Annotated in this window: 27 protein-coding genes; 9 read left to right on the top strand and 18 right to left on the bottom strand. The window is 34.9% G+C overall.

Features of this window, described 5'->3' with window-relative positions; all coding sequences use genetic code 11:
* Nucleotides 1–280: 280 nt before the first annotated feature.
* Nucleotides 281–1,072, bottom strand: coding sequence for a S1/P1 nuclease (locus AC59HC_RS20575; RefSeq protein ID WP_110011560.1), 792 nt, complete (start codon nt 1,070–1,072; stop codon nt 281–283).
* Nucleotides 1,073–1,531: 459 nt separating this feature from the next.
* Here AC59HC_RS20575 and AC59HC_RS20570 point away from each other — a divergent pair, with 459 nt between their 5' ends.
* The 4 genes from AC59HC_RS20570 to AC59HC_RS20555 all read left to right on the top strand — a co-directional run bounded on the left by AC59HC_RS20570 (nt 1,532) and on the right by AC59HC_RS20555 (nt 5,870).
* Nucleotides 1,532–2,473 (top strand): type VI secretion system baseplate subunit TssG, encoded by a 942-nt coding sequence (locus AC59HC_RS20570; protein ID WP_202840599.1) that lies wholly within the window; start codon nt 1,532–1,534, stop codon nt 2,471–2,473.
* A gap of 54 nt (nt 2,474–2,527) precedes the next feature.
* Nucleotides 2,528–3,430 carry a TssN family type VI secretion system protein gene (locus AC59HC_RS20565; RefSeq protein ID WP_110011562.1) on the top strand — a complete coding sequence of 301 codons (903 nt, stop codon included), beginning with the start codon at nt 2,528–2,530 and terminating at the stop codon, nt 3,428–3,430.
* A 25-nt stretch (nt 3,431–3,455) separates the two neighbouring features.
* Complete coding sequence (locus AC59HC_RS20560; protein WP_110011563.1) at nt 3,456–4,595, top strand: hypothetical protein; 1,140 nt, start codon at nt 3,456–3,458, stop codon at nt 4,593–4,595.
* Between the two features lie 99 nt (nt 4,596–4,694).
* Entirely contained in the window at nt 4,695–5,870 is a 1,176-nt protein-coding gene (locus tag AC59HC_RS20555; RefSeq protein ID WP_496559264.1) for an aminotransferase class V-fold PLP-dependent enzyme, read from the top strand.
* 53 nt (nt 5,871–5,923) lie between these two features.
* On the opposite strand, the gene blaIND is transcribed toward AC59HC_RS20555, so the two are convergent.
* Nucleotides 5,924–6,652 (bottom strand): IND family subclass B1 metallo-beta-lactamase, encoded by a 729-nt coding sequence (gene blaIND / locus AC59HC_RS20550; RefSeq protein WP_343641709.1) that lies wholly within the window; start codon nt 6,650–6,652, stop codon nt 5,924–5,926.
* 162 nt (nt 6,653–6,814) lie between these two features.
* Entirely contained in the window at nt 6,815–7,288 is a 474-nt protein-coding gene (locus tag AC59HC_RS20545; RefSeq protein WP_202840594.1) for an Lrp/AsnC family transcriptional regulator, read from the bottom strand.
* A 112-nt stretch (nt 7,289–7,400) separates the two neighbouring features.
* On the opposite strand from AC59HC_RS20545, the gene AC59HC_RS20540 reads away from it, so the two are divergent.
* Nucleotides 7,401–8,315, top strand: a complete 915-nt coding sequence (locus AC59HC_RS20540) for a DMT family transporter (protein WP_202840592.1) — start codon at nt 7,401–7,403, stop codon at nt 8,313–8,315.
* A gap of 247 nt (nt 8,316–8,562) precedes the next feature.
* Here AC59HC_RS20540 and AC59HC_RS20535 read toward each other — a convergent pair whose 3' ends face one another.
* The gene (locus AC59HC_RS20535; RefSeq protein ID WP_202840590.1) at nt 8,563–9,216 is read right to left on the bottom strand and encodes a metal-dependent transcriptional regulator; all 654 of its coding nucleotides are present in this window, start codon (nt 9,214–9,216) and stop codon (nt 8,563–8,565) included.
* A gap of 85 nt (nt 9,217–9,301) precedes the next feature.
* Between AC59HC_RS20535 and AC59HC_RS20530 the strand changes: the two genes are divergently transcribed.
* Entirely contained in the window at nt 9,302–10,330 is a 1,029-nt protein-coding gene (locus AC59HC_RS20530; RefSeq protein ID WP_496559263.1) for a threonine aldolase family protein, read from the top strand.
* Between the two features lie 73 nt (nt 10,331–10,403).
* Here the strand turns inward: AC59HC_RS20530 and AC59HC_RS20525 are convergent, their stop codons facing one another.
* Nucleotides 10,404–10,907: a hypothetical protein gene (locus AC59HC_RS20525; RefSeq protein ID WP_496559262.1), complete on the bottom strand. Its 504-nt coding sequence runs from the start codon at nt 10,905–10,907 to the stop codon at nt 10,404–10,406.
* A gap of 466 nt (nt 10,908–11,373) precedes the next feature.
* On the opposite strand from AC59HC_RS20525, the gene AC59HC_RS20520 reads away from it, so the two are divergent.
* The gene (locus AC59HC_RS20520) at nt 11,374–12,336 is read left to right on the top strand and encodes a hypothetical protein (protein ID WP_496559261.1); all 963 of its coding nucleotides are present in this window, start codon (nt 11,374–11,376) and stop codon (nt 12,334–12,336) included.
* A 9-nt stretch (nt 12,337–12,345) separates the two neighbouring features.
* Here the strand turns inward: AC59HC_RS20520 and AC59HC_RS20515 are convergent, their stop codons facing one another.
* The 7 genes from AC59HC_RS20515 to AC59HC_RS20485 all read right to left on the bottom strand — a co-directional run bounded on the left by AC59HC_RS20515 (nt 12,346) and on the right by AC59HC_RS20485 (nt 17,402).
* Entirely contained in the window at nt 12,346–12,900 is a 555-nt protein-coding gene (locus tag AC59HC_RS20515) for a DUF4256 domain-containing protein (RefSeq protein WP_202840582.1), read from the bottom strand.
* 339 nt (nt 12,901–13,239) lie between these two features.
* On the bottom strand, nt 13,240–13,638 hold the full coding sequence (locus AC59HC_RS20510) for a DoxX family protein (RefSeq protein WP_202840580.1): 399 nt from the start codon (nt 13,636–13,638) through the stop codon (nt 13,240–13,242).
* A 17-nt stretch (nt 13,639–13,655) separates the two neighbouring features.
* Nucleotides 13,656–14,234 (bottom strand): YdeI/OmpD-associated family protein, encoded by a 579-nt coding sequence (locus AC59HC_RS20505; RefSeq protein ID WP_202840578.1) that lies wholly within the window; start codon nt 14,232–14,234, stop codon nt 13,656–13,658.
* Between the two features lie 272 nt (nt 14,235–14,506).
* Nucleotides 14,507–14,971: an SRPBCC domain-containing protein gene (locus tag AC59HC_RS20500; RefSeq protein WP_496559260.1), complete on the bottom strand. Its 465-nt coding sequence runs from the start codon at nt 14,969–14,971 to the stop codon at nt 14,507–14,509.
* A 228-nt stretch (nt 14,972–15,199) separates the two neighbouring features.
* On the bottom strand, nt 15,200–15,526 hold the full coding sequence (locus AC59HC_RS20495) for an ArsR/SmtB family transcription factor (protein WP_496559259.1): 327 nt from the start codon (nt 15,524–15,526) through the stop codon (nt 15,200–15,202).
* A gap of 132 nt (nt 15,527–15,658) precedes the next feature.
* Entirely contained in the window at nt 15,659–16,960 is a 1,302-nt protein-coding gene (locus AC59HC_RS20490; protein ID WP_496559258.1) for an AbiH family protein, read from the bottom strand.
* Nucleotides 16,961–16,988: 28 nt separating this feature from the next.
* On the bottom strand, nt 16,989–17,402 hold the full coding sequence (locus tag AC59HC_RS20485; RefSeq protein ID WP_496559257.1) for a helix-turn-helix transcriptional regulator: 414 nt from the start codon (nt 17,400–17,402) through the stop codon (nt 16,989–16,991).
* A 150-nt stretch (nt 17,403–17,552) separates the two neighbouring features.
* On the opposite strand from AC59HC_RS20485, the gene AC59HC_RS20480 reads away from it, so the two are divergent.
* Entirely contained in the window at nt 17,553–17,783 is a 231-nt protein-coding gene (locus AC59HC_RS20480; protein ID WP_228406585.1) for a SymE family type I addiction module toxin, read from the top strand.
* A 245-nt stretch (nt 17,784–18,028) separates the two neighbouring features.
* Here the strand turns inward: AC59HC_RS20480 and AC59HC_RS20475 are convergent, their stop codons facing one another.
* A complete protein-coding gene (locus tag AC59HC_RS20475) occupies nt 18,029–18,817 on the bottom strand; it encodes an O-methyltransferase (protein ID WP_496559256.1) in 789 nt (262 codons plus the stop codon).
* A 504-nt stretch (nt 18,818–19,321) separates the two neighbouring features.
* On the opposite strand from AC59HC_RS20475, the gene AC59HC_RS20470 reads away from it, so the two are divergent.
* Nucleotides 19,322–20,104: a YdcF family protein gene (locus tag AC59HC_RS20470; protein ID WP_496559255.1), complete on the top strand. Its 783-nt coding sequence runs from the start codon at nt 19,322–19,324 to the stop codon at nt 20,102–20,104.
* Between the two features lie 321 nt (nt 20,105–20,425).
* On the opposite strand, the gene AC59HC_RS20465 is transcribed toward AC59HC_RS20470, so the two are convergent.
* From AC59HC_RS20465 to AC59HC_RS20445, 5 genes are all read right to left on the bottom strand, one after another.
* Nucleotides 20,426–20,821 carry a VOC family protein gene (locus tag AC59HC_RS20465; protein ID WP_496559254.1) on the bottom strand — a complete coding sequence of 132 codons (396 nt, stop codon included), beginning with the start codon at nt 20,819–20,821 and terminating at the stop codon, nt 20,426–20,428.
* A gap of 914 nt (nt 20,822–21,735) precedes the next feature.
* The gene (locus tag AC59HC_RS20460) at nt 21,736–22,188 is read right to left on the bottom strand and encodes a DUF6624 domain-containing protein (protein ID WP_496559253.1); all 453 of its coding nucleotides are present in this window, start codon (nt 22,186–22,188) and stop codon (nt 21,736–21,738) included.
* Nucleotides 22,189–22,197: 9 nt separating this feature from the next.
* A complete protein-coding gene (locus AC59HC_RS20455; protein WP_496559252.1) occupies nt 22,198–22,695 on the bottom strand; it encodes a TPR end-of-group domain-containing protein in 498 nt (165 codons plus the stop codon).
* A 195-nt stretch (nt 22,696–22,890) separates the two neighbouring features.
* On the bottom strand, nt 22,891–23,502 hold the full coding sequence (locus AC59HC_RS20450; protein WP_429814464.1) for a hypothetical protein: 612 nt from the start codon (nt 23,500–23,502) through the stop codon (nt 22,891–22,893).
* Nucleotides 23,503–23,524: 22 nt separating this feature from the next.
* Nucleotides 23,525–24,232: a hypothetical protein gene (locus tag AC59HC_RS20445; RefSeq protein ID WP_496559251.1), complete on the bottom strand. Its 708-nt coding sequence runs from the start codon at nt 24,230–24,232 to the stop codon at nt 23,525–23,527.
* Nucleotides 24,233–24,380 lie beyond the last annotated feature (148 nt).

Genomic DNA, 24,380 nt, shown 5'->3' with positions numbered 1-24,380 from the left:
AAAATGTATTAATGATTTTTTAATAATAGATTAAATAACTGATAACTAAATTGTTGTGTGTTTTGGTTTATCATTTAAAAAAATAAATATAAATTCTAAAAGAGGTAAATTCATTTACAAACTTTATAATTTCCCTAAATCCTAAATCCTAAATCCTAAATCCTAAATCCTAAACCTTAAACTTTAAACAAAAAAAAACGAAACCGAAGTCCCGTCTTTATATCTAAGATTACTATTGCAGGCTATTATGGTTAATGAACCTGCAACCCGTAACTTGTAACTAGAAAAGCTCGTTTAATACTTTTGCCAGTCTCAATCCTCCGTATAGAAGCTGTCTTTCCATCGTTTCATTAAACTTGTACTGGTAATCGTAAGCTAATTTAGAATCATTTGGAGTCTGTGCATAGATCTTATTGGCGATTTTGTGAGAATCATACAGCCAGTCTTCCAGTGTTCCGGACTGAATCTGTGCTACTTCTTCTTTAGATTTGATATCTAAAAGCTTAGAATATTCGGTGTAGCTGTATTTTTGAGAATCTACTAATTTTCCATCCCAAACAGAGTGTAAATTTGTTTTTTCCCCGAAATAGGTAACATTGATTTTGTTTCCACCTAAATCTTCAGCTCTTCCTACGTGTAGAGGCTGAGCAAGATCTCCCATAATGTGAATAAGGAAGATCAAAGCAATTTTTCTGTCTTTTTCAGAAGTGTTTTTATCTTTGATCTGGCTGGAAAGGGTATTTACCTGAGTATAAAGGCTTGGTCCCGCCTGTGCTTTTAAGTTTTGTTCGAAAGCTTTAAAATCAGTCATCGGATCAATGTTTACATAATGCCATGATGAAGCCTGCTTCCATGCGCCTGTTGTATCAGATTTGATAAAATCCGGCCAGTTTGCCCAGTAAGCCAGACGCTCTTTTCCCATGATCTTTTTAATCTCTCTTCTTGCTTTGCGGGAAAGGTGGTTTTGTGCAATGTCTGCAATCACTCTGTGTCCCGTTAATCCCCACGCATAAGAATAAAGTGAAGAGGCCATGAATGCTAAAATCAGAATTTTAGAATAAATACTTTTCATTTTAAATAACAATTTTCAGTTTGCAAAGATACGGCCCGCTTTCGGAATGAGCATGCTTTATCCTGAATTTATTCCATATGATGATGTTAATAAAATTTAATTTAAATAAAAGAAGCAATTACAGTAGGTTTGACGCTTGGGTTTTTCCGGTAATAAAGGTAACAGAAGAGAACAATACGGATTATAGTTTAGAATCTGAATCACAACCTTACACTTTAAATTTTAAACCTTGAACTTAAATGATAAATGAAAACCCTTTAATCGATTGATTCTGAATAGTTAATTTTAAATTTAAAAAAGCAAATAAATAGGCTGTTTACCGTATTTTCACGGAATTTGTAGAAAATTATTCCTATTAATGTCAATAAATTATTATTTTTAGGATAAAATTGTTGTAAAAATATTTTTTCAAACTTATGAGATATATTATCTTTACAAGTCATAATCAGAGGAAACACTATGTATGAGAATAATATTGTAGATATGCATTACAATAAGCTGCAGACAGACTTTAAGGCTGAAGCTGTGGCTGTAAACCTCTTGAAATACCATCGTGCGGTAAGCAATATCTTCATTGAGCGTGTGGGCGTAAACGACCGTGCTTACCTGAAAGATATTAAAAGTATTTCAAGCAGTTATTTAGGATTTGATGAGGAAGTTTTTACTATAGAGACTTACAGGGAAGGCATTTATGACTATCTTCCGGAAGGTTTATTCCATCCGCCGTCTCTCGGAGCTTCCAGAAAAAATGTAGATACTGTAGTAAGAGAAATCCGGAAGCAGAAAAGGGTAGAAGATGATGCCCGTAAGTTTTTCCGGCCTTTTGAGCTGGAAGTATTTTTTACAGAAATAAGTGCTTTGCTTAAAGAATCAGAATTTGATATTACAAGCAATACAGATTCTTTGCTGGAAACAGTGAGTGAGCTTTGGCCTCTTATAAAAATGCTGGACAAGCAGAACGCTTATATTTTTATGCATATTTTACCGTTTTTCCATCAGATCAGAGGAGACAAAAGATGGTTTGAAAGATGTATGACTGCTTTTCTGCAGGTACCGGTAAAAGTAAGTTTTTCACCTAATATTATTGACGGAATTGAGAAAAATGATAATTCCATGTTACTGGGAAATTCAAGATTGGGCGTCACCTATATTCCAAGCGGACCTCATATGGACGGGCAGCGAAACTGGGTGGTAAACATTGGTCCTATTCCTTACGGGGATATGAAGAAATATATTCCGGGAAGTCCGTTCAGAAATGTGCTTCAGGCTCTGTATGATTATTTTCTTCCTGTAACAGTGGACGTAGAGGAGAATTTTGTTACCGAAAAGAAGGAATATTCATTCAGCCTTGAGGACGATGAAAGAAATGCCAGCCGCCTTGGATACTCTACATTCCTCTAAATTATTTTATTATATTTACAACTACCAACAAAGTATAAATTCGAAAAGAAACAAATGGAAATTTCTTCAGTAAAAGGTATTTTTCTAAGGTATATCTTAATGCCTTTAATCGCTATTATTATGATGGTTATACTCGGTGTAATCAGGAGAAATAAGCCTGCGATAAAAATTAAAGTAATTATTATATACGTACTGCTCTGCAGCTTATGTCTGGCTATTCCGGGTGTTTTTGGGTTTGCGGGAAACCTTTTTAATCCGTACTGGTATCTTATTGCACAGGTGATCTATCTTATTTTTGGGATTATTCATGTGAATCTGCTGCATAAATATTTCAAAAAGCACATCGATTCTCTGGCAATGAGCATTCTGTTTGAATCTATCCTTTCTCTGACGTGTATCGCTTTGGGCGGATATCTTTTTACACTGCTCTTCAACCTGATGAGTAAAGGTACAGGATATGCTGTAATGGCAGCGACAAGTATGGTGATCTTTGTGGTTCCGATGGTTTTTTATTACTGCTATATTCAGTTTATCAGCATTCCTTTTGATATTTATAAAACGTGGAGATATTCTCCGGAGCAGAAACTGCCTGATTTTGAAGGTGCCGATTTTGACAGATTAATGGTCCTGAATGTTGAACTGAGCAAAAAATTAGAAGATACCAACCGTTTCAGAATTAAAGCCAAAACACTTCCTACCGGAGTTACTTTCGGAGACTGGTTCTACAGGGTAGTAGATGATTACAATCATAAAAATCCGGGTTCCATTATTCATCTTTCAGACGAGGGAAATGAGCCTTATTACTGGATTTTCTACACCAAAAAATCGTTTTTCAGTTTTAGAAAATATATAGATTTCGACCACGACATTACGACAAACAACATTTCTGAAAATGAAGTGGTGATTTGTAAGAGAGTTATTCAGCATGAAGAGGAGGGAGTCACAAGAAAATCATAACACAAAAAATTAAAAAGTATTAAACATGATACAGCCTATTAAACATTTTGCCATCAATTGGGTGGATGGGATGAAAGTTTCCCAGAGACACCTTAATGATCAGGATAATTTCTTAATCGATACCATCAGAGATTCCAATTCCCTTGGAATTACTACATATAACTACGGGCTTCTGCCTATTTCCAATGAATTTACAGACCGTACCATTTTTGATGTTCACAATACGGCAACCAACGACGTGCAGCTGGTAATCAAGCGTTGCAGCGCTGTTACTATGGCTGGATACCGTATTGAACTTACGGATAGAAGAATCAGTGTGAAGTCTTTGGCGAAATCAATGAATGAAGAGCAGGCAGACGGGGAATATTATATCCTGATCTCTGTAAATCCTTTTGATAAAGTACCTTTCGGAGATATTGATCCTGAAGAAATTCCACCACGCCACCCAAGTGCACAGCCGAATCATCATATAGAACTGCTTCCAGTAACATCCTTGAACAGCAGCTATTCAGGAGGAAATTATCTTATTATCGGTAAGGTAGATTTAAAAGGAAATATTGCCCAGGTTGATTCCAACTTTATTCCGCCTTGTACTTCTGTGCAGAGTCATCCGGCTTTGATAGATTATTACAGCAGCTATGCAAAATCTATTGGAAACCTTCAGCAGTATGCTTTTAAAATTATCCAGAAAGCTTCTCACAAAAATCAGAATACAGCGTTAGCACAAAACGTTAAGTTTTTGTGTACTACCATGATCAATACTTTTGGTGATATGTATTTCCAGTTCAGAAATATTACACCTTGGCAGCCACCTGTATTTTTAATTGAGTCTTTTGCAAGACTGGCGCTTCATTTATACAATTCAACCCAGCTTCTTGTTCCGGCAGAACTGGAGGAAATGCTGAACTACAGCTTAGAGTGGAGTGAGATTGCTCCTCATACCTTATTAAATCAGCTTTCTATTGTAGCAGAAACGAATTATGACCACCATAATTGTGGTGAACCATTGCTTTATATTCAACAGATGTTGAGAAGCCTTGAAATTATTTTCTCTAAACTGAGCGAGCTTGATTATATCGGTCAGAGAAAAGAAAATATTATCGTTAATGAGCAGGAAGTATCCACGAACACGAACCCAAAAAGAGGTTGGAGTGTTTTAGATTAAAATCATTAATTAAAAATAAAGTCCCGGATGAAAATTCGGGATTTTTTATGGTCGTATTTAGGAAAAATTAAAAGTAAATTTGTTGTAAGGATTGATAAAATGAATTTAGAGGTTATAAGACAGGAGACTCCGGGATGTTCGGATAAGATATTTTTAAACAGTGCAGGCGCATCACTGATGCCAAAAGCCGTTGTAGAGGCAACAATTAAGTTTTTATATGAAGAGCAGCAGCTTGGAGGCTATACAGCCGCAACTAAAAACACAGGTCTCATCAACCGGTTTTATGATGAAACCGCAAAACTGATTAATGCAAAACCTTCCAACATAGCATTTGTAAGCAGTTCTACAGATGGATATGCAAAAGCTTTATCCAGTATTGATTTTAAAGAAGGTGACTGTATCATTACCACCAATGATGATTATATCTCCAATCAGATTGCTTTTATTTCTCTGCAGAAAAGATATCATATTGAAATTGTAAGGGTTGCCAACCTTCCTGACCATGAATTGGATCTGGAAGACTTTGAAAGATTAATTAAAAAACATAACCCCAAATTAATTGCTGTCACTCATATTCCGACCAATTCCGGTTTAATTCAAAATGTGGAAGGAGTGGGGAAGTTATGCAAACAATATGATGTTCTATATCTTGTGGATGCCTGTCAGTCAGTAGGCCAGATTGTAGTGGATGTAGAAAAAATCCATTGTGATTTTCTGACGGCAACCGGAAGAAAGTTCATGCGAGGACCTAGAGGGACAGGATTTTTATATGTTTCAGATAAAGTATTAAACCAGAAAATGTATCCTCTGTTTTTAGATAGTTTTGGGGCTCAATGGACATCATTTGATGATTTTCAGCTCAATGATACTGCTAAAAGATTTGAACTTTTTGAAAGACCTTATGCTGCTTTGGCTGGATTTGCAGAGGCTTTACGCTATGCCAATGCGATTGGAATGGATCAGATTGAAAGCTATAACCGCAAGTTGGCAGATACTTTAAGAATCAATCTGCAGAACTACGGTTTCAGAGTGTTGGATCAGGGAAACAGATTAAGCAGTATTGTAACTTTCTGCCAGGCAGATGGAAAGGTTGAAAAAATTCATAAAGCTTTGAGTGATCATAACGTGTTTTTTAAGGAAAACCGCAGACAGGATGCATTAATAGATTTTACCTCTAAAAATGTAGATCATGCGATCCGTTTATCCCCTCATTATTTCAATACAATGGAAGAAATTGAAAAAGTATCACAACTTTTAGAAAATAGTAATTATTAATATGATGGTTTAAAAATCGAAGCGCCCTGGCAATTCGCCAGGGCGCTTCTAATTTATTTTTTATTCAGAAGATCAAGTGTATGTTCTACGTGTCCGCCTCCTTTCCATTCATCGTGTCCGGGGATAATCAAAGTTGCCTGTGAATATTTGTCTTTAAGTTTTGTCATGGTTTTCGGCCATTCTGCAACATTGGCTTCTCCGGTGTAGCCAAGATCAGCTGCTGCTTTACTTTTTACAAGACAACCTCCGTCCAGTATTTTATATTTCGGGAACCATACCACTACATTATCCGCAGTATGTCCTTCCCCAAGAAAATCTACTATAAACTCTTCTCCACCAATGCGGTAAGGTTTTCCTGTTTTAATCAGTTCAGTAGAAGTTGCTTTTCCATCTTTCTTCAAAAACTCATTGGTTTTCGCTGTAGCGTAGGTTTTGATACCTTTCTTATTATAAAAGCTTAAATCTCCGGCTCTGTCTTCATGCGAATGAGTGGCAAATACCGCAATAACAGGAAGATTATGTCTTTTCTGAATAGTATCTAAAAGACTTTGATACTGTGTTTTCTGCCACGGAACATCGAATAAGACAACTCCTTTTTTGGTCACCAGATAAACCGCATTGGTAGAATATTCTTTCCCTCCGAATACTCCGAAAGTTTTATAAATATAAAAATTGGGCTGAATCTGTGGTTCAATGACAAAATCTCTTACCTGAGTGGTCTGAGCCGTTGCCAATGGACTTAGCAACATCGAAATAATAAAAAACGGAATGCTTTTTTTCATAATTTTTTTAAGTAATAGTTAAAGGTTGGGTATTTGCCGGAAAGACAAAGCCTGTAGAAAGTTTTGCAAACCTAGGTAAAAATAAATTTTCGGCTCTTTTAAAAATAGAGTTTAACCGTTTTTTAACGATTTCAGGTAAAATTACTTCCGCATATTATAATGTTATAGCAACATATTAATTGGAATTTCAAGTCCTGATTTTACTGTATTCATGGAGACTAATGTTCTGAAATGTTTGATATTATCATTCCCATAAAATATTCTGCGGGTAAGCTGTTCATAATCTTTCATAGAAGAAACAACAATGATCAGTACAAAATCCGATTCTCCCGTTACGTAGTAACATTGCTGAACTTCCGGAGCAGAAGTAAATAGTCTTTGCGCTTGATCTATCAGGTCAATTTTATCTCTTTCAAGAAAAACTTCTACAATAAGAGTAACAGAATGTTTTACTTTCTCCGTATCAATCACAGAAACATCTGCTTTGACGATTCCCGTTTCCCGCATTCTTTTGATTCGTCTCTGTACTGCAGCAGCAGATAGCCCTATATGTTCTCCAATATCTCTTTGTGGAGTAAGATTATTCTTTTGCAGAATTTCAAGGATTTGCAGGTCAAATTGATCAAGTTCATTCATTTTTTCAAAATTAAAGAGTTTTATGAAACAAAATTGCAAATTTATACTCAAATTTCGTGAAAAATCAAGTCATATTTGATGCAATTTTGCATTTCAAATAGAATTTATCATTATGAATGTACTAAAAGGTTTTTGTTTGGCAGTACTAGCTGCTTTATTTTGGGGTGTTTCCGGGACATTTGCACAATTTCTTTTTCAACAGCGGGGTATTAATATTGAATGGCTTATTACCATACGTTTACTCATTTCGGGGATATGCCTTTTGCTGTATGCAAAACTTGCAGATAAAACAGAGCTTTTTGAGATCTGGAAAAATAAAAAAGACGCTATACAACTTGTTGTTTTCAGCATTACAGGAATGCTGGCAGTTCAATATACTTACTTTGCAGCTATAAAATATTCTAATGCTGCTACTGCAACTGTTCTGCAGTATGCAGGACCTGTTATCATTGCTGTATATCTTGCTTTTAAAAATAAAAGAGTTCCTGTTCTGGTTGAAATAGCAGCGATTGTTTTAGCGGTTTTAGGAACTTTTCTACTGGTAACTCATGGAGATACATCCAGTCTTTCTGTCTCGGGAATAGCTTTGTTCTTTGGTCTGGCTTCAGCTGTTGCATTGGCTGTTTATACATTACAGCCGGTGAAACTTTTATCAAAATACAAATCTTCTCTCATCATTGGATGGGGAATGTTTTGTGCGGGCATCGTATTCAGTTTTGTAAAAGCTCCATGGGATATTCAGGGAGTATGGGACATGCAGACATTTGGGTATACGGCATTTATTGTACTATTCGGGACATTGATCGCTTTTTATTTTTATCTGTCGGCTGTTCAGATCATTGGAGGTCAGAAAACAAGTCTTCTTGCGTCTATGGAACCTCTTTCTGCCACAATCTTAGCGGTGCTTTGGCTTAATGTTTCTTACTCTTTAATCGATTGGATTGGAAGTATATTTATTATTTCAACTATTTTTCTGTTGAGCATAAAACCTAAGAAAGTCAAAATAATACAGGAAAGAGCAGACTGATTTAAATTATTTTAAATTGAAAAATATTAGCGTTGAGTTTTTATAGTGCTTTTGGTAAAATGACAAACCTAACAGGTTTTTAAAACCTGTTAGGTTTAGCATAAGTAAAGTTTCGCTGTAAGCTGAAAATCAGAATGATTCATCTTAACTATACTTTTCGCCTTAAATTTCTTAATGGTTGAAATTCTTGAAAAGTCTGAATTTTTTAATGAAAACCTGTTAGGTTTATCTTTTCAGTTGTAATGATTTATTTCTTTACGAGTATTTTCTCAGCAGCCTTTTTGCTTAAAATTTCTGTCTTTCCCTCAATTTCTATCGTCATTGATTTATCAAAACTTTCTATTTTTACAATTTTCACTTTTGTATTGAGCAGCAATTTCCTGTCATTCAGATAGGTAAGGAAAGCATCGTCGGAAAGGGTAACAGAGGCAAAGGTGACGGTCTCTCCCGGTTCACAACTGCTTAATTTTTGCAGATCCTGGGCAATGATATTCCCATCTTTATCAGGAATAGGTTCTCCATGAGGATCGAATTTAGGATGATCCAGAATTTCATCCATTTTATCAAAAAAGATTTGAGAATGTACATGCTCAAGCTGTTCTGCAATCTCATGAACGTTTTCCCAGCCGAAATTCATCTTTTTAACCAGAAACATTTCGGTAAGCCTGTGTTTACGAACCACCAGCGCAGCTTCACGTCTTCCGCTTTCTGTAACGATCAAGGGTTTGTAGGTCTCATAGACCACCCATTTTTTCTCGGCAAATTTCTTCATCATGTTATTGACACTCGGCATTTTTACATTCAAAAATTTGCTGAGTTCATTAATCGTAACCTTTCCTTCATTGTCAACTAAATGAAACAAAGCTTTCAGGTAATTCTCTTCTGTTAGGGTTGTTCTCAAAATGTTAGATGATTTTCACTACAAATCTAACAAAATAAAATGAAAAGTTCGCTCTTGTTATTTTAACTTTTTTTACTTTTACTCTATGAAATTTTCATTCAAAAACGACTATTCTGAGGGTTGTCACCCTACTATCTTACAGGCACTTTTACAGCATAACCTTGTTCAGCAGGCCGGCTATGGCGAAGATGAATTTTCACTGAAGGCCAAAGCTTTGATTAAGGAAAAAATCAATAATCAGCATTCGGATATTTATTTTGTTTCCGGAGGAACACAGGCCAATTTAATTGTTATTTCTGCTATTTTAAAACCTTATCAATGTGTTATTTCTGCCTCTTCAGGCCATATCCTGAATAACGAGACGGGAGCTATCGAAGCTACAGGTCATAAAGTACTGAGCATCGAAACGGCAGACGGTAAAATAAAACCATCAGATATTGTTCCAATTTTAGAGGGACACAGTAATGTACCGCATCAGGTGATGCCTAAACTGGTTTATATTTCCAATTCTACAGAGCTGGGAACAATCTATCAGGCAAAAGAACTGGAAGAACTTTCTGCATTTTGTAAGGAAAATAAATTATACCTGTTTATGGATGGGGCAAGGCTTGGTCATGGACTGACTGCAGAAATCAGTGATCTTACCCTGGAGAAAGTAGCCGCTCTTACCGATATTTTTTATCTTGGAGGAACGAAAAACGGAGCATTAATAGGTGAGGCAATTGTAATCAATAATCCTTTGCTACAGGAAGATTTTGCTTTTAATATCAAACAGAAAGGAGCATTACTGGCAAAAGGAAGATTGTTGGGAATCCAGTTTTCAGAGCTGATGAAGGATAATCTGTATTTTGAGCTGGCACAACATGCCAATCAGCAGGCCATGAAGATTAAGAAAGCTTTGCAAAAAAGAGGAACTGAATTTCTTTCAGACACTTATACCAACCAGATTTTTCCTATTCTCAGTAACCAGCTTATAGAGGTATTATCTGAAAAATTTGAATTCTATGTCTGGAAAAAAGTAGATGAAAATTTTTCCGCCATTCGTCTTATTACTTCGTGGAGTACAGGAGATGACGCTGTGAACCGTTTTATTGAAATGATTGAACAGAACTAGCATAAAATGAAAAGGCTGTCTCAAAAATCCACTAGTGGACTTTCGAGACAGCCTTTTTTTATTTTATAATGAATTATTTTTTCAAAGCTTCATTGACGACTTTACAGTCTGCAGGGCTTAGCTTCTGTCCGTCTTTATAGCTGATTTTTTTCTCGTCAGCATATTTGGTTTGTCCGTCCTCTTCCTTATGATCACCAATACCTTCCGTCAAAACATTATCCTTTTGAAGGAAGTAGATATCTCTTTTGCTCTTTTTCCCTTCAGAGCTGAATTCATAGGTTAGTTTCAGGGTGTCTCCCGATTTGAAACCTGTTACATCCCCTTTTGAGCTGTCTTTTTCACTGTTTTTATAGGATAATTTTCCGGTGATTGTTCCTAAATTGTCATCAATAGAAGCAAAAACACTGTCTTTTCCTGTAACCCCGATATAACAGAACGATTTTGGCCCAAGGGTATCAATTACCGGTTCTTCCACAGCAATGGTATCTGCTTCCACTTTGGGAGCCGGAGCTTCAGTTTTCTTATTACAGTTGATTAAAAAAGCTGATACAGCGCCCAATAAGATTAATTTTTTCATATCCTTCATTGTTAAAAATCAAATTTCTATTCTGCTAAAATAATAATAGTATTTGTATATTAAAAATAGGATATGAAGAGATAATGGTTTTTTGGTTAAAATTAATATTTCATAAAATGGATTTTAAGGAAAAATATTAATTAAAATATACATTGAAATTACCAATACTTACAGCATGTATTAACAGGTCGCTCCTCTGGAGCTATAATTTTAAAACAAATACGTCCTATTAACAGTTAGCTCCTATTGGAGCTGAATTTGATCCCATTGGGATCTACTGTTAATAGAAAAAATGAAGTCTTCGTAATAATAAAGCTCCAGAGGAGCGACCTGTTAATTATATTTTAATCTAATTGGACAACAATGCTTAAAAATATTGTCCATAATGAAATACTATTTTAATGCTCTTAAAAATGTCTGATGTTTTTAGGCACGGAAAATGATTTACTTTTTTAAATTGATTGTAATGAAAAAGATTACTAAAGTGCTGAGCTTGGGATTATTTATTTTAGGTGTATGTTTTGTCGGGGGACAGACTCCTCAGAATTATATTTACACTTCCTCGGGAGAACTGCATGGAATTGAAAAACTGATTACCCGTAAAGATATCGGCGGTGTACAGATTGTCTACAACTGGAAGGCTTTGGAAAAATCAAAAGATGTCTATGATTTTTCGGTTATTGAGAAAGATCTGAATTATCTGACGAGCCTTAACAAAAAACTGTTTATTCAGCTTCAGGACAGATTTTTTGAGCCACAGGCGCGATATGTTCCTGATTATATATTGAAAGATAAAGAATATAACGGGGGATTGGTACCTCAATATGATAATCCGGGAGAGAATAAACCTGTTGGAAACGGCTGGGTTGCCCAGCAATGGAATCCAGCTGTCCGGATGAGATTTCAGAAGCTGATAGGAGAACTCGCAAAGAAATTTGACGGAAAGATTCAGGGGATTAATCTTCCGGAAACATCGATCGATATTGATATGAAGAAAGATAAGACAGGTTTCAGCTGCGACCGTTATTTTCAGGCCGAATTGGAAAATCTAAAGTTTGCAAGAAATGCTTTCCACCATTCTTACGTTCTGCAATATGTCAATTTCTTTCCGTGCGAATGGGAAAATGATCACCAGTATATGTCAAGACTTTTCGATTTTGCTTACCAAAATAATATAGGACTGGGCGGACCGGATATTGTTCCGGATAAGAAAGCCCAAATGAAAAATTCTTATCCTTTTTTTAATCAGTACAAAGGAAAACTTTCTCTGGTAGCGATGGCTGTTCAGGAGCCGACTTTGACGTATATAAATCCGAAAACTAAAAAGCCTTTCACCAAAGAAGAATTTACAGAATATGCTGAAAACTATCTGGGTGTAAAAATTATATTCTGGAGTGTGGAATCTCCCTGGCTGAGAGATCCCAGTTGATTATTCTCCTTATACTTTTAATATTCCTCTGAAACCTCTTGCGGCATAATAAGAATCTGCACCATTGTGATACGTAAATACGGTATTGTATCGTCTGTCGCAGAAAACAGCACCTCCAAGTTCACGGATCTGCGGTGGTGTTTTGATCCAGCTTGAAGTCTTTTGGTCAAATTTTCCCAATTCCTGAAGATGACGGTATTGTTCTTCTGTCAAAAGTTCAATACCCATTTCTTTAGCGGTGTCGATGACGTTACTTTCCGGTTTGTTGGCTTTTCTGGCATCCCAGGCTTGATAATCATAACATAAGCTTCGGCGTTTGGGGCTTTCGGGAGAGCAGTCAACGAAAGAGTATTCATCTGTTTTTTTATTATAATCTACCACGTCGGGTTCGCCATCTGTGGCTTCCATTTCGTATAAAGACCGGATTTTTTCGGGATGGACTTCCAGTTTTTGCTGGATTTTTTCCCATTTCAGGTCTTTATGGCGGTTCATATTTTTTTCGAAACGGGTTTTTAGTGTTTTTAAAAGCTCGTTGGTTTGTTCCGGGGTTAGTTTCTTTTTCATGTCAAATTTTGTTTTGTTATGTGGATATGCTGATTGGTGTTGTTGGAAATCGCGAAGACGCAAATTTTATTAATAATGGCTTGTTTAAAGGCGCAAAGATTTTATCTTCGATAAAATTTCTTTCTTTTTTAATCTTAAATGATTTTAATAAAAACTGTTTAAACCTATCAAAGAATGTTCAGTATATATTGAACCATTAAGAAGGATTTAATTGATAAATATTAAGATGAATTATTCTGACTTTAAGCTTAAAGCGAAGCTCATCTTAATATTCTAAATAGCTTAATACAATCTTAATGTTCCAAAATAAAAGTTTAAAAAATTTTAATATCATAATGATTAATCAATGATAGTAATTTTTCTTTCTGCAGGTCTGAAATACCAGGAAATAAGTACTAATACCAATAGTAATACTGCCGGAAAAGTTCTGCCGGCTGTATCGCCAACGATAAGGTGGGAAATAACAGCGCCTGACATCACAAAGAAAAATCCTGCGTAAGCCCATTCTTTTAAAAGCAAACGCTTAGGAATTAAAATAGCGATAACGCCAAGAATTTTCCATACTCCGATGATCGTCATCAGATAAGAAGGATAGCCGAGATTGGTAAAATTGGCCAGTTCATCTTTGTTTTTCATCAGTTGGACAATAGCTGTTGAAACCATGCCCAGAGCCATCCATAGGGTGAATATCCAATAGATGATTTTTGTTCTTTTTTGTGAGGGTTGTGGTGTGTTCATGATTGTTTTTTTTATAATTAGTCGTTTAATCCTATTCCGTCCATGATTTGTGGAATGCATTTTTCAATGCGGGCTTCGCGGGTTTTAGATTGTTTGGCAGAAGAAAAGTGGAGTAGATAAGCTCTTTGTCTTCCGGGAGTTAGTGCTTTGAAAGCTTCCTGTAAAGCAGGATTTTGATCCAGTTTCTCCTGAAACTCTTCAGCCATTTCAAACTCTTTTGTTTTCTTCATTTCCACTTTAGCGCCCGATTCTTCAATTTCAACGGCTTCAAACATATAACCACGAAGAACATCTTCCAGATCATTGATTTGCCCTACCTCTGTAAAGCGGATCTGTCTGGCCGCCTGTACATTTTTAGACTGCTGAATCAGGATATGGTCCGGGTCTTTCATTAAAGCTCCTTTAAAAAAGAGAAGCGCACAATATTCCTTAAAACCGTGGATCAGGAAAATATTTTTCCCTTCATAAGTATAACAGGGACAGCCCCATTTTAAATCTTCTGTAAGTTCTGTACTAAGAGCAATCGTTCTTAATTTCTCAAATTCTTCCTGCCATTGTCCGGCATTTTCGAAGAAAAAATTAACTTTTGGATTCATAGTTCTGGGTTTTTGGGTTAGAGGGTTTGAGAGTGGGAGAGTTTTGGGTTTCGGGATTATTTATGTCGGAGGGTTTGAGAGTATTAGAGTGGGAGAGTATAAGGGTTCAAGGTTTAATGTTTAAAGTTTGATGTTTAAAGTTGTTATCCTTCACTGATCATTGACGATTCACTTGCAAAGCAAAACTCACTATTGACATTGATGTTCACAATTTGAGCCCTGTTGCCCATTGTCTATTATCTCTTCGTCTATTATCTTTTATCTATAATCTGCTACCTTCCACCCAACAATTCCTGCAAACGGTTATGCGCCATATTAATGCCCTGTGCAAATGGCATTTTCAGGTGCTGGTCTCTGAAGTCTACAGATTTATAAATGGTTTGGATGGTAATTTTGCTGGTGATATCGGTTAATTTTTCAAATGTTAAAAACTCGATCTGAGCAGGAAAAGGCGTGTTTTCCATCTGGAAAGTTCTTATAATCTTCTCGTTCTGAACGATATCATGAATGGTTCCGTTGGCACTGAAGACCACATCGCCCTGAGGATTTAAGGTTTCAAAACGGTAGCTTCCGTGCGGTTTGTTTTCGAATTTGGTGACTTTCGTTCCCATCCATTGCCCGAAAAGTTCAGCTTCTGTATATGCCTTGAAAAGAAGTTCTACAGGAAGGTCAAATTCTCTGATGATGAAGATTTCCTGTTTTCCGTCTTCTGCGTGGATTTTTGTTTTAAGTTCCATATTTTGAGTTGGGTGTTTAAGTTTGAGGGTTTGAGAGTGTTAGAGTGGGAGAGTTTGATGCGGGTTTCGGGTTTCGTGTTTCGGGGTTTGTTTTTTGCGGATTCGGGGTTTTGTGTTTGCGAGGTTCGAGGTAAGAAATTCGAGGTATTTTGGATTTTAAATTTGCCATTCATTTATCCAATCGATCTCGGAACTTTGCACCCCGAAACACGTATCTCGCACTTCGCATCACGCTTCTCTGTTCTGATACGCTTTCATCACACTTTCCAGCTTGTTGAACTTTTCATCCCACATTTTGCGGAAAGGTTCTATAAAATCGGCTATTTCTTTCATTTTATTGGGATTTAGGTGATAGATAATTTCTCTGCCGTTTTGTTCAGAGCTCAGCAGTTCGCACTCTGTAAGGATCTGGAGATGCTTTGAAACGGTAGGTCTTGCCGTATCAAAATTGGAAGCAATGGCTCCTGCTGTCATCGACTGTGCCGCCACCAACATCAATATAGACCGTCTTGTAGGATCTGCTATCGCCTGAAATACATCTCTTCTTAAATTCATTGTGTAGTTATTTGACTACAAATATATGTGTAGTTATTTAGCTACGCAAGTTTTTTTTGAAAAATTTTGATCAAATAAGTAAAAACCTGATTATTAAAAGAAAAAATGGAGAACTTAATGCTCTCCATTTTATTAGCTAAATAAAGCTTGAGTATATTTTTTATTAACTACTTTGTCTCTCATCGATGCCTTATCTGTGAAGTTTCTAGAGATATTTCTAATCATTTCACTGTAATTATCCGTTCCATTATCTTTTTTGCGATAGTAAGGTTTAACAGAACAACAGTTTTTATGTTCAAAAAGAGTGTTAAGTAAAGTTCTATCTGAAATCCCACAAGAGTGTCCAAATATAAAAACTTGATAATTATTTGAATTTATAAAGTCCAGAAGCCTTTTATAGGAATCGCTTTCAAGATATTTCATAGATTTAATATTTTGAAGATATTCATTGTCATCAAGATCTTCAATTTCTAAATAATCTTTATCTATTTCATCTCCAAAACCAAAGATGATTCTATTATCTATTTTGTTATTTAAAATCCCATGGATATGTATTACATCAATTGATATATCATTATCAAATTCTTTATCGATTGGAGGATTATGATAGTGAATCTCAGTTGATGTATAATTAAAGTTTAAGAATAAAACTTCATCCGGTCTATATCGAAAGTAATTTGCTGATGCCTCTGATTTTAGTAGTTTTTTAATTTTTGTTTTAGTCCCTTTATCATCTAAGCTCATTAACTCTTGATATAACCTCTTTTCTCGATCTGATAAATCAAGTTCTAGGGTGTTAATATCATTTGAATCTAAATGTTTAATATTAGGGTAAACAGTCTGAAAAATTTCTTCTGTTAATTGATTAATGTATAACTCTGAAAAATCTCTAAAATTAAAATCGGAATATATCACTTCATGTATTGATCTTTTTAAGCACATCTGATAATCAGTACTTGCAAAATTCTTATTAAATTCTGTTTGAATTGTTGTAAGATATTCTTCTAATAAAGATTCAATAATTTGGAAATGTTTATTCAGATTACTTATATCGTAACTTCGTGCAGATCGTTCTTTATAACTCTTTTTTAACAAAGAATAATATTCCTTTTCAATATCTACCCAATTTAGGGAATGTTTTTTTTCTGTTAATATTTCAAGAAATTTATTTTGATAATCTATATAACCCTTATTAAATTTTAAACTTGTTAAAAGACTTTTATATTCAGATTCACCTTTAGCTGCTTCATGGTATGAGACTAATGGAACCCGTTTAATTGTAATATTATCATCTTGATAGTACTTACCATAATATTTTTTGTCTAAAACCTCCTTTCTTTTATTTCCCCAATAGTTATCTATGAAGTCTCCATAGCTTGTTGGCATCCCATGAGCAAGGTCAAAACCATTCCCGATTAATATTATACGATTCATTGTTATTAGTTTCTGTGAAATAGTTTAGTTAATTTTTCTCAATCAACCTCTCCAATTTCTCAATCATTTCCCTCTGCTGCTCCAGCATACGCTCATAAAGCTCCACCATTTTATCAATAGGATTAAAGGTAGGTTGATAACTGTATAAGGAATTACCTGTAGCATTATCATTGTTATTGACAGTATTAGAAATAATATTCACCGCCTGTTCTTCATCAAAATTCTCAATCGCTTCCGCGGGAACTTTCAAAATCCGGGCTACCTGTGCCAGAATATCAGATTCTACGGTTTCTTTTTGTTCCAGAAGGGAGATTTTCTTTTGGTTCCAGTCGTCGCCCAGCTCAAAAGCCAGAGCTTCCTGTTTGATGCCCAGCATTTCGCGGAAACGCTTTATATTTCTACCCTGATGTATTTTTTTATTTTGCATATCTGTGTCAATCATAATAACAAATATAAAGCTTTAGAACAAAAAAATAATGCTCTGTTTTAAAATAAATACTATTCTAAAATATCCGTCTTTAAGAATAAAATATCCTTTATCCGGATGGTTTATTCTTCTTATTATCCCTTCATTTGTTGAAAAATAACAAAGATGAAAAGAAAAAGAAGAATGAACAGCAGCAAATATAATGAACTGCACAATCGTAACCTTACGGTTTTCCTCAAATCGTTTTCAAGGGCGTATGGCAGAATCGTGTACTTTCCCGAAATAAGAATTACAGGAAAGTGGGTACAGCAATGTGGCTTTCAGGCAGGAGATAAAATATTGGTTACCGTAAGCAGGAACCAGATTATTTTGGAAAGGGAAGTGAGCTATGAGTGAAAGTATAATTTTAAACCATCAGGAGGCTTAAATTTTTAAAATTAAAGTTTTTTTATTTTGAACCATTAAGATTGTGTGAAGAGGTTAAGAGGATTAAGATAAGCTTCGCTTCAGCCTTCATTGAGAATGCATTTGAATAGAGCGGTAAGGCTTCATGAATGTCTTGTGTTCTCTTCATATCCTTAACAGCTTACCGCTTTCTTAATGGTTTTTAAATTAAGTATAGTTTTATCTCATCAATCGCGTTATTTAGCTCTGATGAGCGGAATATATTCTTTTACAAAAATGCCGATATATTTTCCATTATATTCTACAACACAAGTGCTGATATTCATTCGGTTGCAAAAATCCTGATACGCAGAATTGTCTCCGATATCATCACTGATAAACACTCCGCCAGGTCTCAGTTTTTTATAGATCTGATGGTATGCCCACATTCTTCCGTGGTAACTTTTATCGGAATCATAGTGGAAAACATCAAAAGAGGAAGCCTGTTTGAAAATTTTAGGCAGAGATTCTCTATCGGCAAAACGGAATAACTTCCAGTATTTTTTAAGATGATCAGGAACAACACATCCTGCATACTGATCTCCATTCTGAGCAAGAAAAGGCATATCTGAACTATAGAGTATACCGTTTCTTTTTTGAAGCGAAAGCAATATAGCCAGTGAAGACCATCCATAAGCCACTCCGGTTTCAAGAACGTTTTGTGCTTTGGTGAATTCACATGCATAATAAATAAGCTCCAACGCACCATGTTCACCCATTTTAACAGGGCATTCTTTTTCTTTTACACCGGCTTTTTGCAGGATATCGGCATAAGCAGATCTGAAATGATCAGCATTGCTGGAGAAAAGTCTGGAGATCACCTCTTCCTGAGAAACGGCTATGGATGCAGCCCAGAAATTTGCTCTGGCTTTTCCTTTGGATGGACTTCTTCTGTTGAATGTGTTTTTGATAATTTTCCTGCCCAGTTCAGGATAAAGAGGGGGCCTTTTAAGATAAGCTACAAATGTTTTGAGGACTGTTGACATTTCACAGATGTTGTATTATAGTTTTCAGCAAATGTACTTTTTTTAAAGGCCATATTGCATTGAGACAACATTAATTTTAACAGTAAATCTATTAAGGTTTTGTAATAAATACAGTCCGGAAATTATCGGTGAGATCTCTTCTTGTTTTTAATTGAATAGATCAGTTTGGCTTTCAGTTTATTAAAGTAGAAATCGTTTTTTTATACGTGAGGAAGAATTTTTGTTTTTTCCTTTACAAAAATGCCTTTCCAAAAATATATGGAGTACGGTCATCAAAACGGTGATACTTTTCTGCTTTTTCACTGGGGTAGGTATTTTAATTTAACACACTAAAAAGTGTGTTGTGTGCAAATGTATAAAATAAATGGAAAAAATCAAAAGAAAAATAAGACGAAATCATCCTGATTATATGGAATGGTCTGCTGCTGTAAAAAGTTATACTCAGAAAATTGCTTTATCTTTGGGCTTTTAATGTTTGCAGGTATTAAATAATAGTATTTGAAGATGAAGTTTTTATTAGACCTTTTGTTTCGTATGATCCAGCTTTTTACAGAGCCTTATTTCTTAGTATTTCTTGCAGTGGTTATCATTGCACTTTTAAGAAGAAAAAACAAGCGTAAAAACCTACGGATAGGAATTGGCATTGTTGCCGTTTTAATGATCATTTTTATAGGGAACGGTTTTCTCGGAAAGTTCACCGCAGAATATCTGCAGAAAAGTTATGTGAATACTATTGCGAATAAAAATGGGGCTTCTCAGAATCCTGTTATCGTTGTATTGGGTGGCGGCATTGTAGATTTTAACCATACAGAAAAGCTGCATACATTGTCTTATTCCAGACTGGTGACGGCTTATCAGCTGTATCATGAATACAGGAAAAATAATCTGCCTTGTAAAATAGTCATTTCAGGAAAGGGGAGAGGACATACAAGTGAAGCAGAACTCTTCAGCGAAAATTTTAAAAACATGGGGGTTCCGGATGCTGATATCATCAAAGAAGACAAAAGTATGAATACCTATGAAAATGCAAAATATTCCAGCAAGATCCTTAAACAGATGGCTCCTTCTGATGTCTACCTGGTAACTTCCGGTTTTCATATGAAAAGGTCTGTGGCTTTGTTTCAGACATTTGGAGTAAAACCTGTTCCGCAAGCTTCAGATTTTATAGATACGGAAATTACCTGGTTTCCTAACAGCTATAACGCAGCATTTACTTTTGTGATGCTTAAAGAACTACTGGGAATATGGCAGGTGCAGCTGTATAACAGTTTGGGATTGAACGGGTAATACATAAACTTATGATATAAACCGGACACTTAAAATTACTTAAGTGTCCGGTTTTGTTTTTATAGTAAACGTATGTAAGCTGTACAAAACCACAAAATTATAAAAGCTATCATTTTTAAACACTTGAGTTCAGAAGTTTAAAATAAAACTTAAACCTTTAAATCATACAAAGTGTTAAATATTAGTCAATTATAAAAAAAGCAATAAAACCTCCCAAAAAAGCCGTTTTTATCGAGTCAGTAACTATGCTATCTGACTGAAAACAGAGGAGATATACGGGCAAATTGTATTTCAGCCTGATTATTTAGTTTTTGTAAGGGGTTACATAAAAAATATATTAAACTTATGTCCATCCGGATCTGCAAATACAAAACCGTAGTAATTGTCTCCAAAAGTCTCAGGCTCTGACACAATGGTTCCGCCAGCTTTTTTAACTTCTTCAGCCCAATTGTCTACCTGGCTTTTATTTTCTGCAGAAAGGGTAAATATGATTTCGTTGGAGTGGTGGGGATCTCCAAAATTCATACTTTTCAGATTGTTTTCAATAACAGTTTGTAAGAAAAAGTGAATAATAAATTCATTTCCAGCCATAAAAAAACTTACCAGTTCATTGGATGTATGTGGATTATTGGGCCTGAAACCCAGTTCAGTATAGAATTTCTGTGTGCGTCCAAGGTCGGCTACGGCCAGATTGGCCCAGATCATTTTAGGTTTCATATCAGTACTATTTTGGTTAGGATAAAGGTATTTTGTTTTTACAGAATAAAAACTGTCATGGGACAAGATTTCGTATTTTTAAGGGGTAAATGAACATTATGGAAACTATACTTCAGGAATTAGATTCAAATATTAAGAGCGTAAGGGCTGACTTTTATGATGGGTTTCCTTCTAAATTTCCTGTTGGGTAATTTAACATAATATAAAGAGTTAAGTTATAATTAATGATCGAAGACCCCCTTAAAGACCCTTGTCAAGGTTCAAAACCTTGACAAGGGTTGCTCTCCACAACTAATTTTTTCAAATAATTGAACCAGGAAAGTTTTTCCTTTATCAAAAATTAAAGGATTCTACGCGGTCAATGGCACAGCGAAATTATTTGAATTTTAAAAGCTATATAATTGAGTTTTACATCGCTTAGAGAAAATTCAGAATATTATGAAGAGCTGTACGGCTTATAGAGAAAAAATATTTACGAGGAGTTGTAAAAAGCTCTGAAATAAAATTTTTCGTTTTGTTTTATCCTTACCAAAATTTTAAAGAATTGGATGACGATAAGCCGGAGATTTTCCGGATAGGTTTACGACAGAGAAGAGTTCCGAGAATTCGTTAAAAGCTATTGGGTAGAAAAAGTTTAAGAATACCTGATTTTCAGACAGTTAGTGCTCTATTTCTTTTTTATAATAAAAATCCTATAATTTATATTATGTTAAATTGTATATTATTCTGGTTTCAAAGATTCACAGAACATCTTAGGTTTCATTACTTTGCTCTCCTGATCTTAATATCGGGTTTTTCAGGTAATACACAACTCTATTCAAGATTGTGCTAATTAGAAATGGCGGATTAAAGGATTTTAACACCCTTAATCCGCCATATTATAAACTGCTGTGATCAGAAGTTTTTCTATTGATTTAATTCTTTTTATTTAATTTTTCTAATTCAGGTAAATCTTTTTTGTACTTTTCAACGTCCCAAGCTAAATTCCAGTTTTTAACGTAGTCAGAGATTGGACCCAGGCCAACTTCTGTTCTTCTTTTATCTACATTATCCGGATCTAGTAAAGGTAAAACATAGTAAGTATTATTACTTTGATTGATTCCTATCTGGCTTCCGTATATTTGTTTTCTGCCTTCCCGGATTTCTATTCTGTCAATTAACAACGCTAAAGAACCGGCACTTGCATTTCCTTTTGTGACAGCTTCTTTCATCATCGGTAGATATTTTTTCTGCGTTTCCAGATCTGAATGCTGAATCACAAGAAATAAGGCACTATTAGCCTGTGCACCTACTTTGTCTTTACCCACCCAGCCTTTTTCATCTAATATTTTTTTTACTTTTAACAGGTTAAGCGAGTCTTTCTGCATTGTTTTTTTTCAAAGGTCATTCATTTCCTTAGATTGCGGACCGAATTTTTTTTGCGTTTCATCCATTTGCATTCTATATTTTTGGTCTTCCTCAAGAATTGCCAGTAATTCAGCCTGCAATGGTTTGTCATAATTGGCTTCTATGACCGCTATTTTCTTTTCTAGCTTTTCAATTGTTTTCCCCCATTCTTTTTTTGAATGTAGATTATCCAAATCAGAATCAGATTTTAAGTGCTTGAGATTGGTCCAGCCTTTATCTATGGATAGGTTCAGCCATTTGAATGCTTGTTTTGTATTTCCTGCCAAGGAAGATGAGCATGCGCCATTATATAAGTGACTTGGATTTTCGCTTTCGATTTTAAAAGCTTTACCATATACATCAGTAGACATTTTATAATCTTTTGCCCTGTATAATTGATCAGCTTCAATTATTAATTTTGAGTATTCCTGAGCATTAGCGCCTGTGAATAAAAATAATAATAACAAAGCATAAATAGTGTTTCTCATTTTTTCTGTATTTAATTCTTAGATTTTAGATGGTTACGTTTTGTTTTCAGGCTCAGTTTAATTGATATAATTTTATAAAGCCATTTATGCTACGAATATAAAGTTTATTTTGATGATGGGATTGTTAATAAATCACAAAAAAATCATCCTATGTTTTGGATGATTTGATAAATCTTTTTTTAAAATTTAAATGAGTTATTTTAGCTTGCTTCTCTCCTCTTCCCAGAATCTGTCCATAATTGCCTTAGATTCTCCCGGGCTTTTCAGCATTTTGATATCTCCATTGTCATCAATTCTATAATGCCCTTTAAAAGCATCAGGCATTGCATCGTATTGTCTGTTTACTTGTTCTAATGTTTCTGTAAAACAAGGATAACCATATTTTTCAACTAAGTACGGCAAAGCATTTCCTCCTTTTAAAAGTTCGTACTCCTGAAAGTTATAAGGTGTCGTTTGCTGTCTTTTAGCCAGTGATAGGTTAAATTTTTTTAAAAGCTGAGCAATTTCCTTCTCCTCAATACAATGAGAAAGCCCGCGTAACGCATATATTTTCATATCCAGGTAACGCTCTTTCTTATAGGCATTCAGGAAAAAATCCTTCAATAATGGATAATTAAAATCATATAGCAATTTCAATATTTTATTTCGAATATCTAATTGTTTTGCTGAGTTGTAAATAGTAATCAGATGTTCTACATTGTCATTGTTGATAATGCTTTTGTCTAAATTAAACAGTGCATTTCGAAATTCTGGCTTTTTTTCATTATCCTTTTTGTTCGTTAAAATATCCGGGAAGTTGCTGACCATACTATCAATACAAGTGTAATTCTTAGTTATTATTGTTAATAATCGGAGCAAGTTCTTTTTTCAATTCTTCAAACTTCTCCTTGCTCATCATATCAATTTCCACGAGTTCTTTTGCTTCTTTTAATTTTGCAATCGCTTCTTCTCTGGTCATTTTTCTATTTTTTAAAAGAATTTCACCAGATTCAATCCCTAGCTCCGTATCCATCACGCTTAAATATTTATTGATTCCAAAAGCTCTGTCATTTATTTCTCCCAAAACCATAACTACGTACAAAGGCTTATTTTTGCTGCCTCTATGATAAGTTTTTATTTCTCTGACAATCACTTTAGTATTTTTTAAGCTGATATCTGCCATATTTTGTGCTTCACCACCCATAGCAGACATAATACTTCCAAATCCAGCCGGTCTTCCCATTTGTACAAAGTCATAAGTCTTTTTGGAAGTACTTCTTGATTGTGAAATCCCTCCTCTTGCTTTATTTCCATAACTTCCTGAATAAGTCCTTGTATTCAGCTCTTCAGAGGTTGGAGATCCTAATATTAAAGTATCACCTACCTTCACACTATTTTTACTCGCTGTTATATATTCCTTAACCTGAGCACCGTTTTTAATAGTGTTGAAGAAATTAATATCCTGTGTGTTTTCGTAGGTCAATAAATCAATATTTTCCTGAGCTTGAATATTTACTATCGATAAGAGAATAGTAAAAAAAGTAATTGTTTTTTTCATAATTGTTATTTTGTATATTGGAAATTCAATTCTTAGTTTGCAGTTGATTATTCCAGTGTACACAAATATAACACAGTTATTTATATATAAAATGAGGAAAACCATAAAGCTCCAAAATCCGCAGATTTTGGAGCAGGGTTTAAATAGC

The organism is Chryseobacterium sp. DZ-32, assembly GCF_059587025.1.
The sequence above is the reverse complement of the archived record's forward strand: the minus strand, read 5'-3'. Positions and strand labels throughout refer to the sequence as shown.

What these genes read in the sequence shown, in the direction of transcription:
- AC59HC_RS20500 (WP_496559260.1), bottom strand. Translation starts at nt 14,971, where the DNA reads ATGGAACTTAAAACAAAAATCCACGCAGAAGACGGAAAACAGGAAATC.
- AC59HC_RS20560 (WP_110011563.1), top strand. Translation starts at nt 3,456, where the DNA reads ATGATACAGCCTATTAAACATTTTGCCATCAATTGGGTGGATGGGATG.
- AC59HC_RS20515 (WP_202840582.1), bottom strand. Translation starts at nt 12,900, where the DNA reads ATGAAAAAGAAACTAACCCCGGAACAAACCAACGAGCTTTTAAAAACA.
- AC59HC_RS20455 (WP_496559252.1), bottom strand. Translation starts at nt 22,695, where the DNA reads ATGAGAAACACTATTTATGCTTTGTTATTATTATTTTTATTCACAGGC.
- AC59HC_RS20465 (WP_496559254.1), bottom strand. Translation starts at nt 20,821, where the DNA reads ATGAAACCTAAAATGATCTGGGCCAATCTGGCCGTAGCCGACCTTGGA.
- AC59HC_RS20520 (WP_496559261.1), top strand. Translation starts at nt 11,374, where the DNA reads ATGAAAAAGATTACTAAAGTGCTGAGCTTGGGATTATTTATTTTAGGT.
- AC59HC_RS20545 (WP_202840594.1), bottom strand. Translation starts at nt 7,288, where the DNA reads ATGAATGAACTTGATCAATTTGACCTGCAAATCCTTGAAATTCTGCAA.
- AC59HC_RS20470 (WP_496559255.1), top strand. Translation starts at nt 19,322, where the DNA reads ATGAAGTTTTTATTAGACCTTTTGTTTCGTATGATCCAGCTTTTTACA.
- AC59HC_RS20575 (WP_110011560.1), bottom strand. Translation starts at nt 1,072, where the DNA reads ATGAAAAGTATTTATTCTAAAATTCTGATTTTAGCATTCATGGCCTCT.
- AC59HC_RS20570 (WP_202840599.1), top strand. Translation starts at nt 1,532, where the DNA reads ATGTATGAGAATAATATTGTAGATATGCATTACAATAAGCTGCAGACA.
- AC59HC_RS20480 (WP_228406585.1), top strand. Translation starts at nt 17,553, where the DNA reads ATGAAAAGAAAAAGAAGAATGAACAGCAGCAAATATAATGAACTGCAC.
- AC59HC_RS20495 (WP_496559259.1), bottom strand. Translation starts at nt 15,526, where the DNA reads ATGAATTTAAGAAGAGATGTATTTCAGGCGATAGCAGATCCTACAAGA.
- AC59HC_RS20485 (WP_496559257.1), bottom strand. Translation starts at nt 17,402, where the DNA reads ATGATTGACACAGATATGCAAAATAAAAAAATACATCAGGGTAGAAAT.
- AC59HC_RS20510 (WP_202840580.1), bottom strand. Translation starts at nt 13,638, where the DNA reads ATGAACACACCACAACCCTCACAAAAAAGAACAAAAATCATCTATTGG.
- AC59HC_RS20445 (WP_496559251.1), bottom strand. Translation starts at nt 24,232, where the DNA reads ATGAAAAAAACAATTACTTTTTTTACTATTCTCTTATCGATAGTAAAT.
- AC59HC_RS20530 (WP_496559263.1), top strand. Translation starts at nt 9,302, where the DNA reads ATGAAATTTTCATTCAAAAACGACTATTCTGAGGGTTGTCACCCTACT.
- AC59HC_RS20490 (WP_496559258.1), bottom strand. Translation starts at nt 16,960, where the DNA reads ATGAATCGTATAATATTAATCGGGAATGGTTTTGACCTTGCTCATGGG.
- AC59HC_RS20475 (WP_496559256.1), bottom strand. Translation starts at nt 18,817, where the DNA reads ATGTCAACAGTCCTCAAAACATTTGTAGCTTATCTTAAAAGGCCCCCT.
- AC59HC_RS20450 (WP_429814464.1), bottom strand. Translation starts at nt 23,502, where the DNA reads ATGGTCAGCAACTTCCCGGATATTTTAACGAACAAAAAGGATAATGAA.
- AC59HC_RS20460 (WP_496559253.1), bottom strand. Translation starts at nt 22,188, where the DNA reads ATGCAGAAAGACTCGCTTAACCTGTTAAAAGTAAAAAAAATATTAGAT.
- AC59HC_RS20555 (WP_496559264.1), top strand. Translation starts at nt 4,695, where the DNA reads ATGAATTTAGAGGTTATAAGACAGGAGACTCCGGGATGTTCGGATAAG.
- AC59HC_RS20540 (WP_202840592.1), top strand. Translation starts at nt 7,401, where the DNA reads ATGAATGTACTAAAAGGTTTTTGTTTGGCAGTACTAGCTGCTTTATTT.
- AC59HC_RS20525 (WP_496559262.1), bottom strand. Translation starts at nt 10,907, where the DNA reads ATGAAAAAATTAATCTTATTGGGCGCTGTATCAGCTTTTTTAATCAAC.
- AC59HC_RS20505 (WP_202840578.1), bottom strand. Translation starts at nt 14,234, where the DNA reads ATGAATCCAAAAGTTAATTTTTTCTTCGAAAATGCCGGACAATGGCAG.
- blaIND (WP_343641709.1), bottom strand. Translation starts at nt 6,652, where the DNA reads ATGAAAAAAAGCATTCCGTTTTTTATTATTTCGATGTTGCTAAGTCCA.
- AC59HC_RS20565 (WP_110011562.1), top strand. Translation starts at nt 2,528, where the DNA reads ATGGAAATTTCTTCAGTAAAAGGTATTTTTCTAAGGTATATCTTAATG.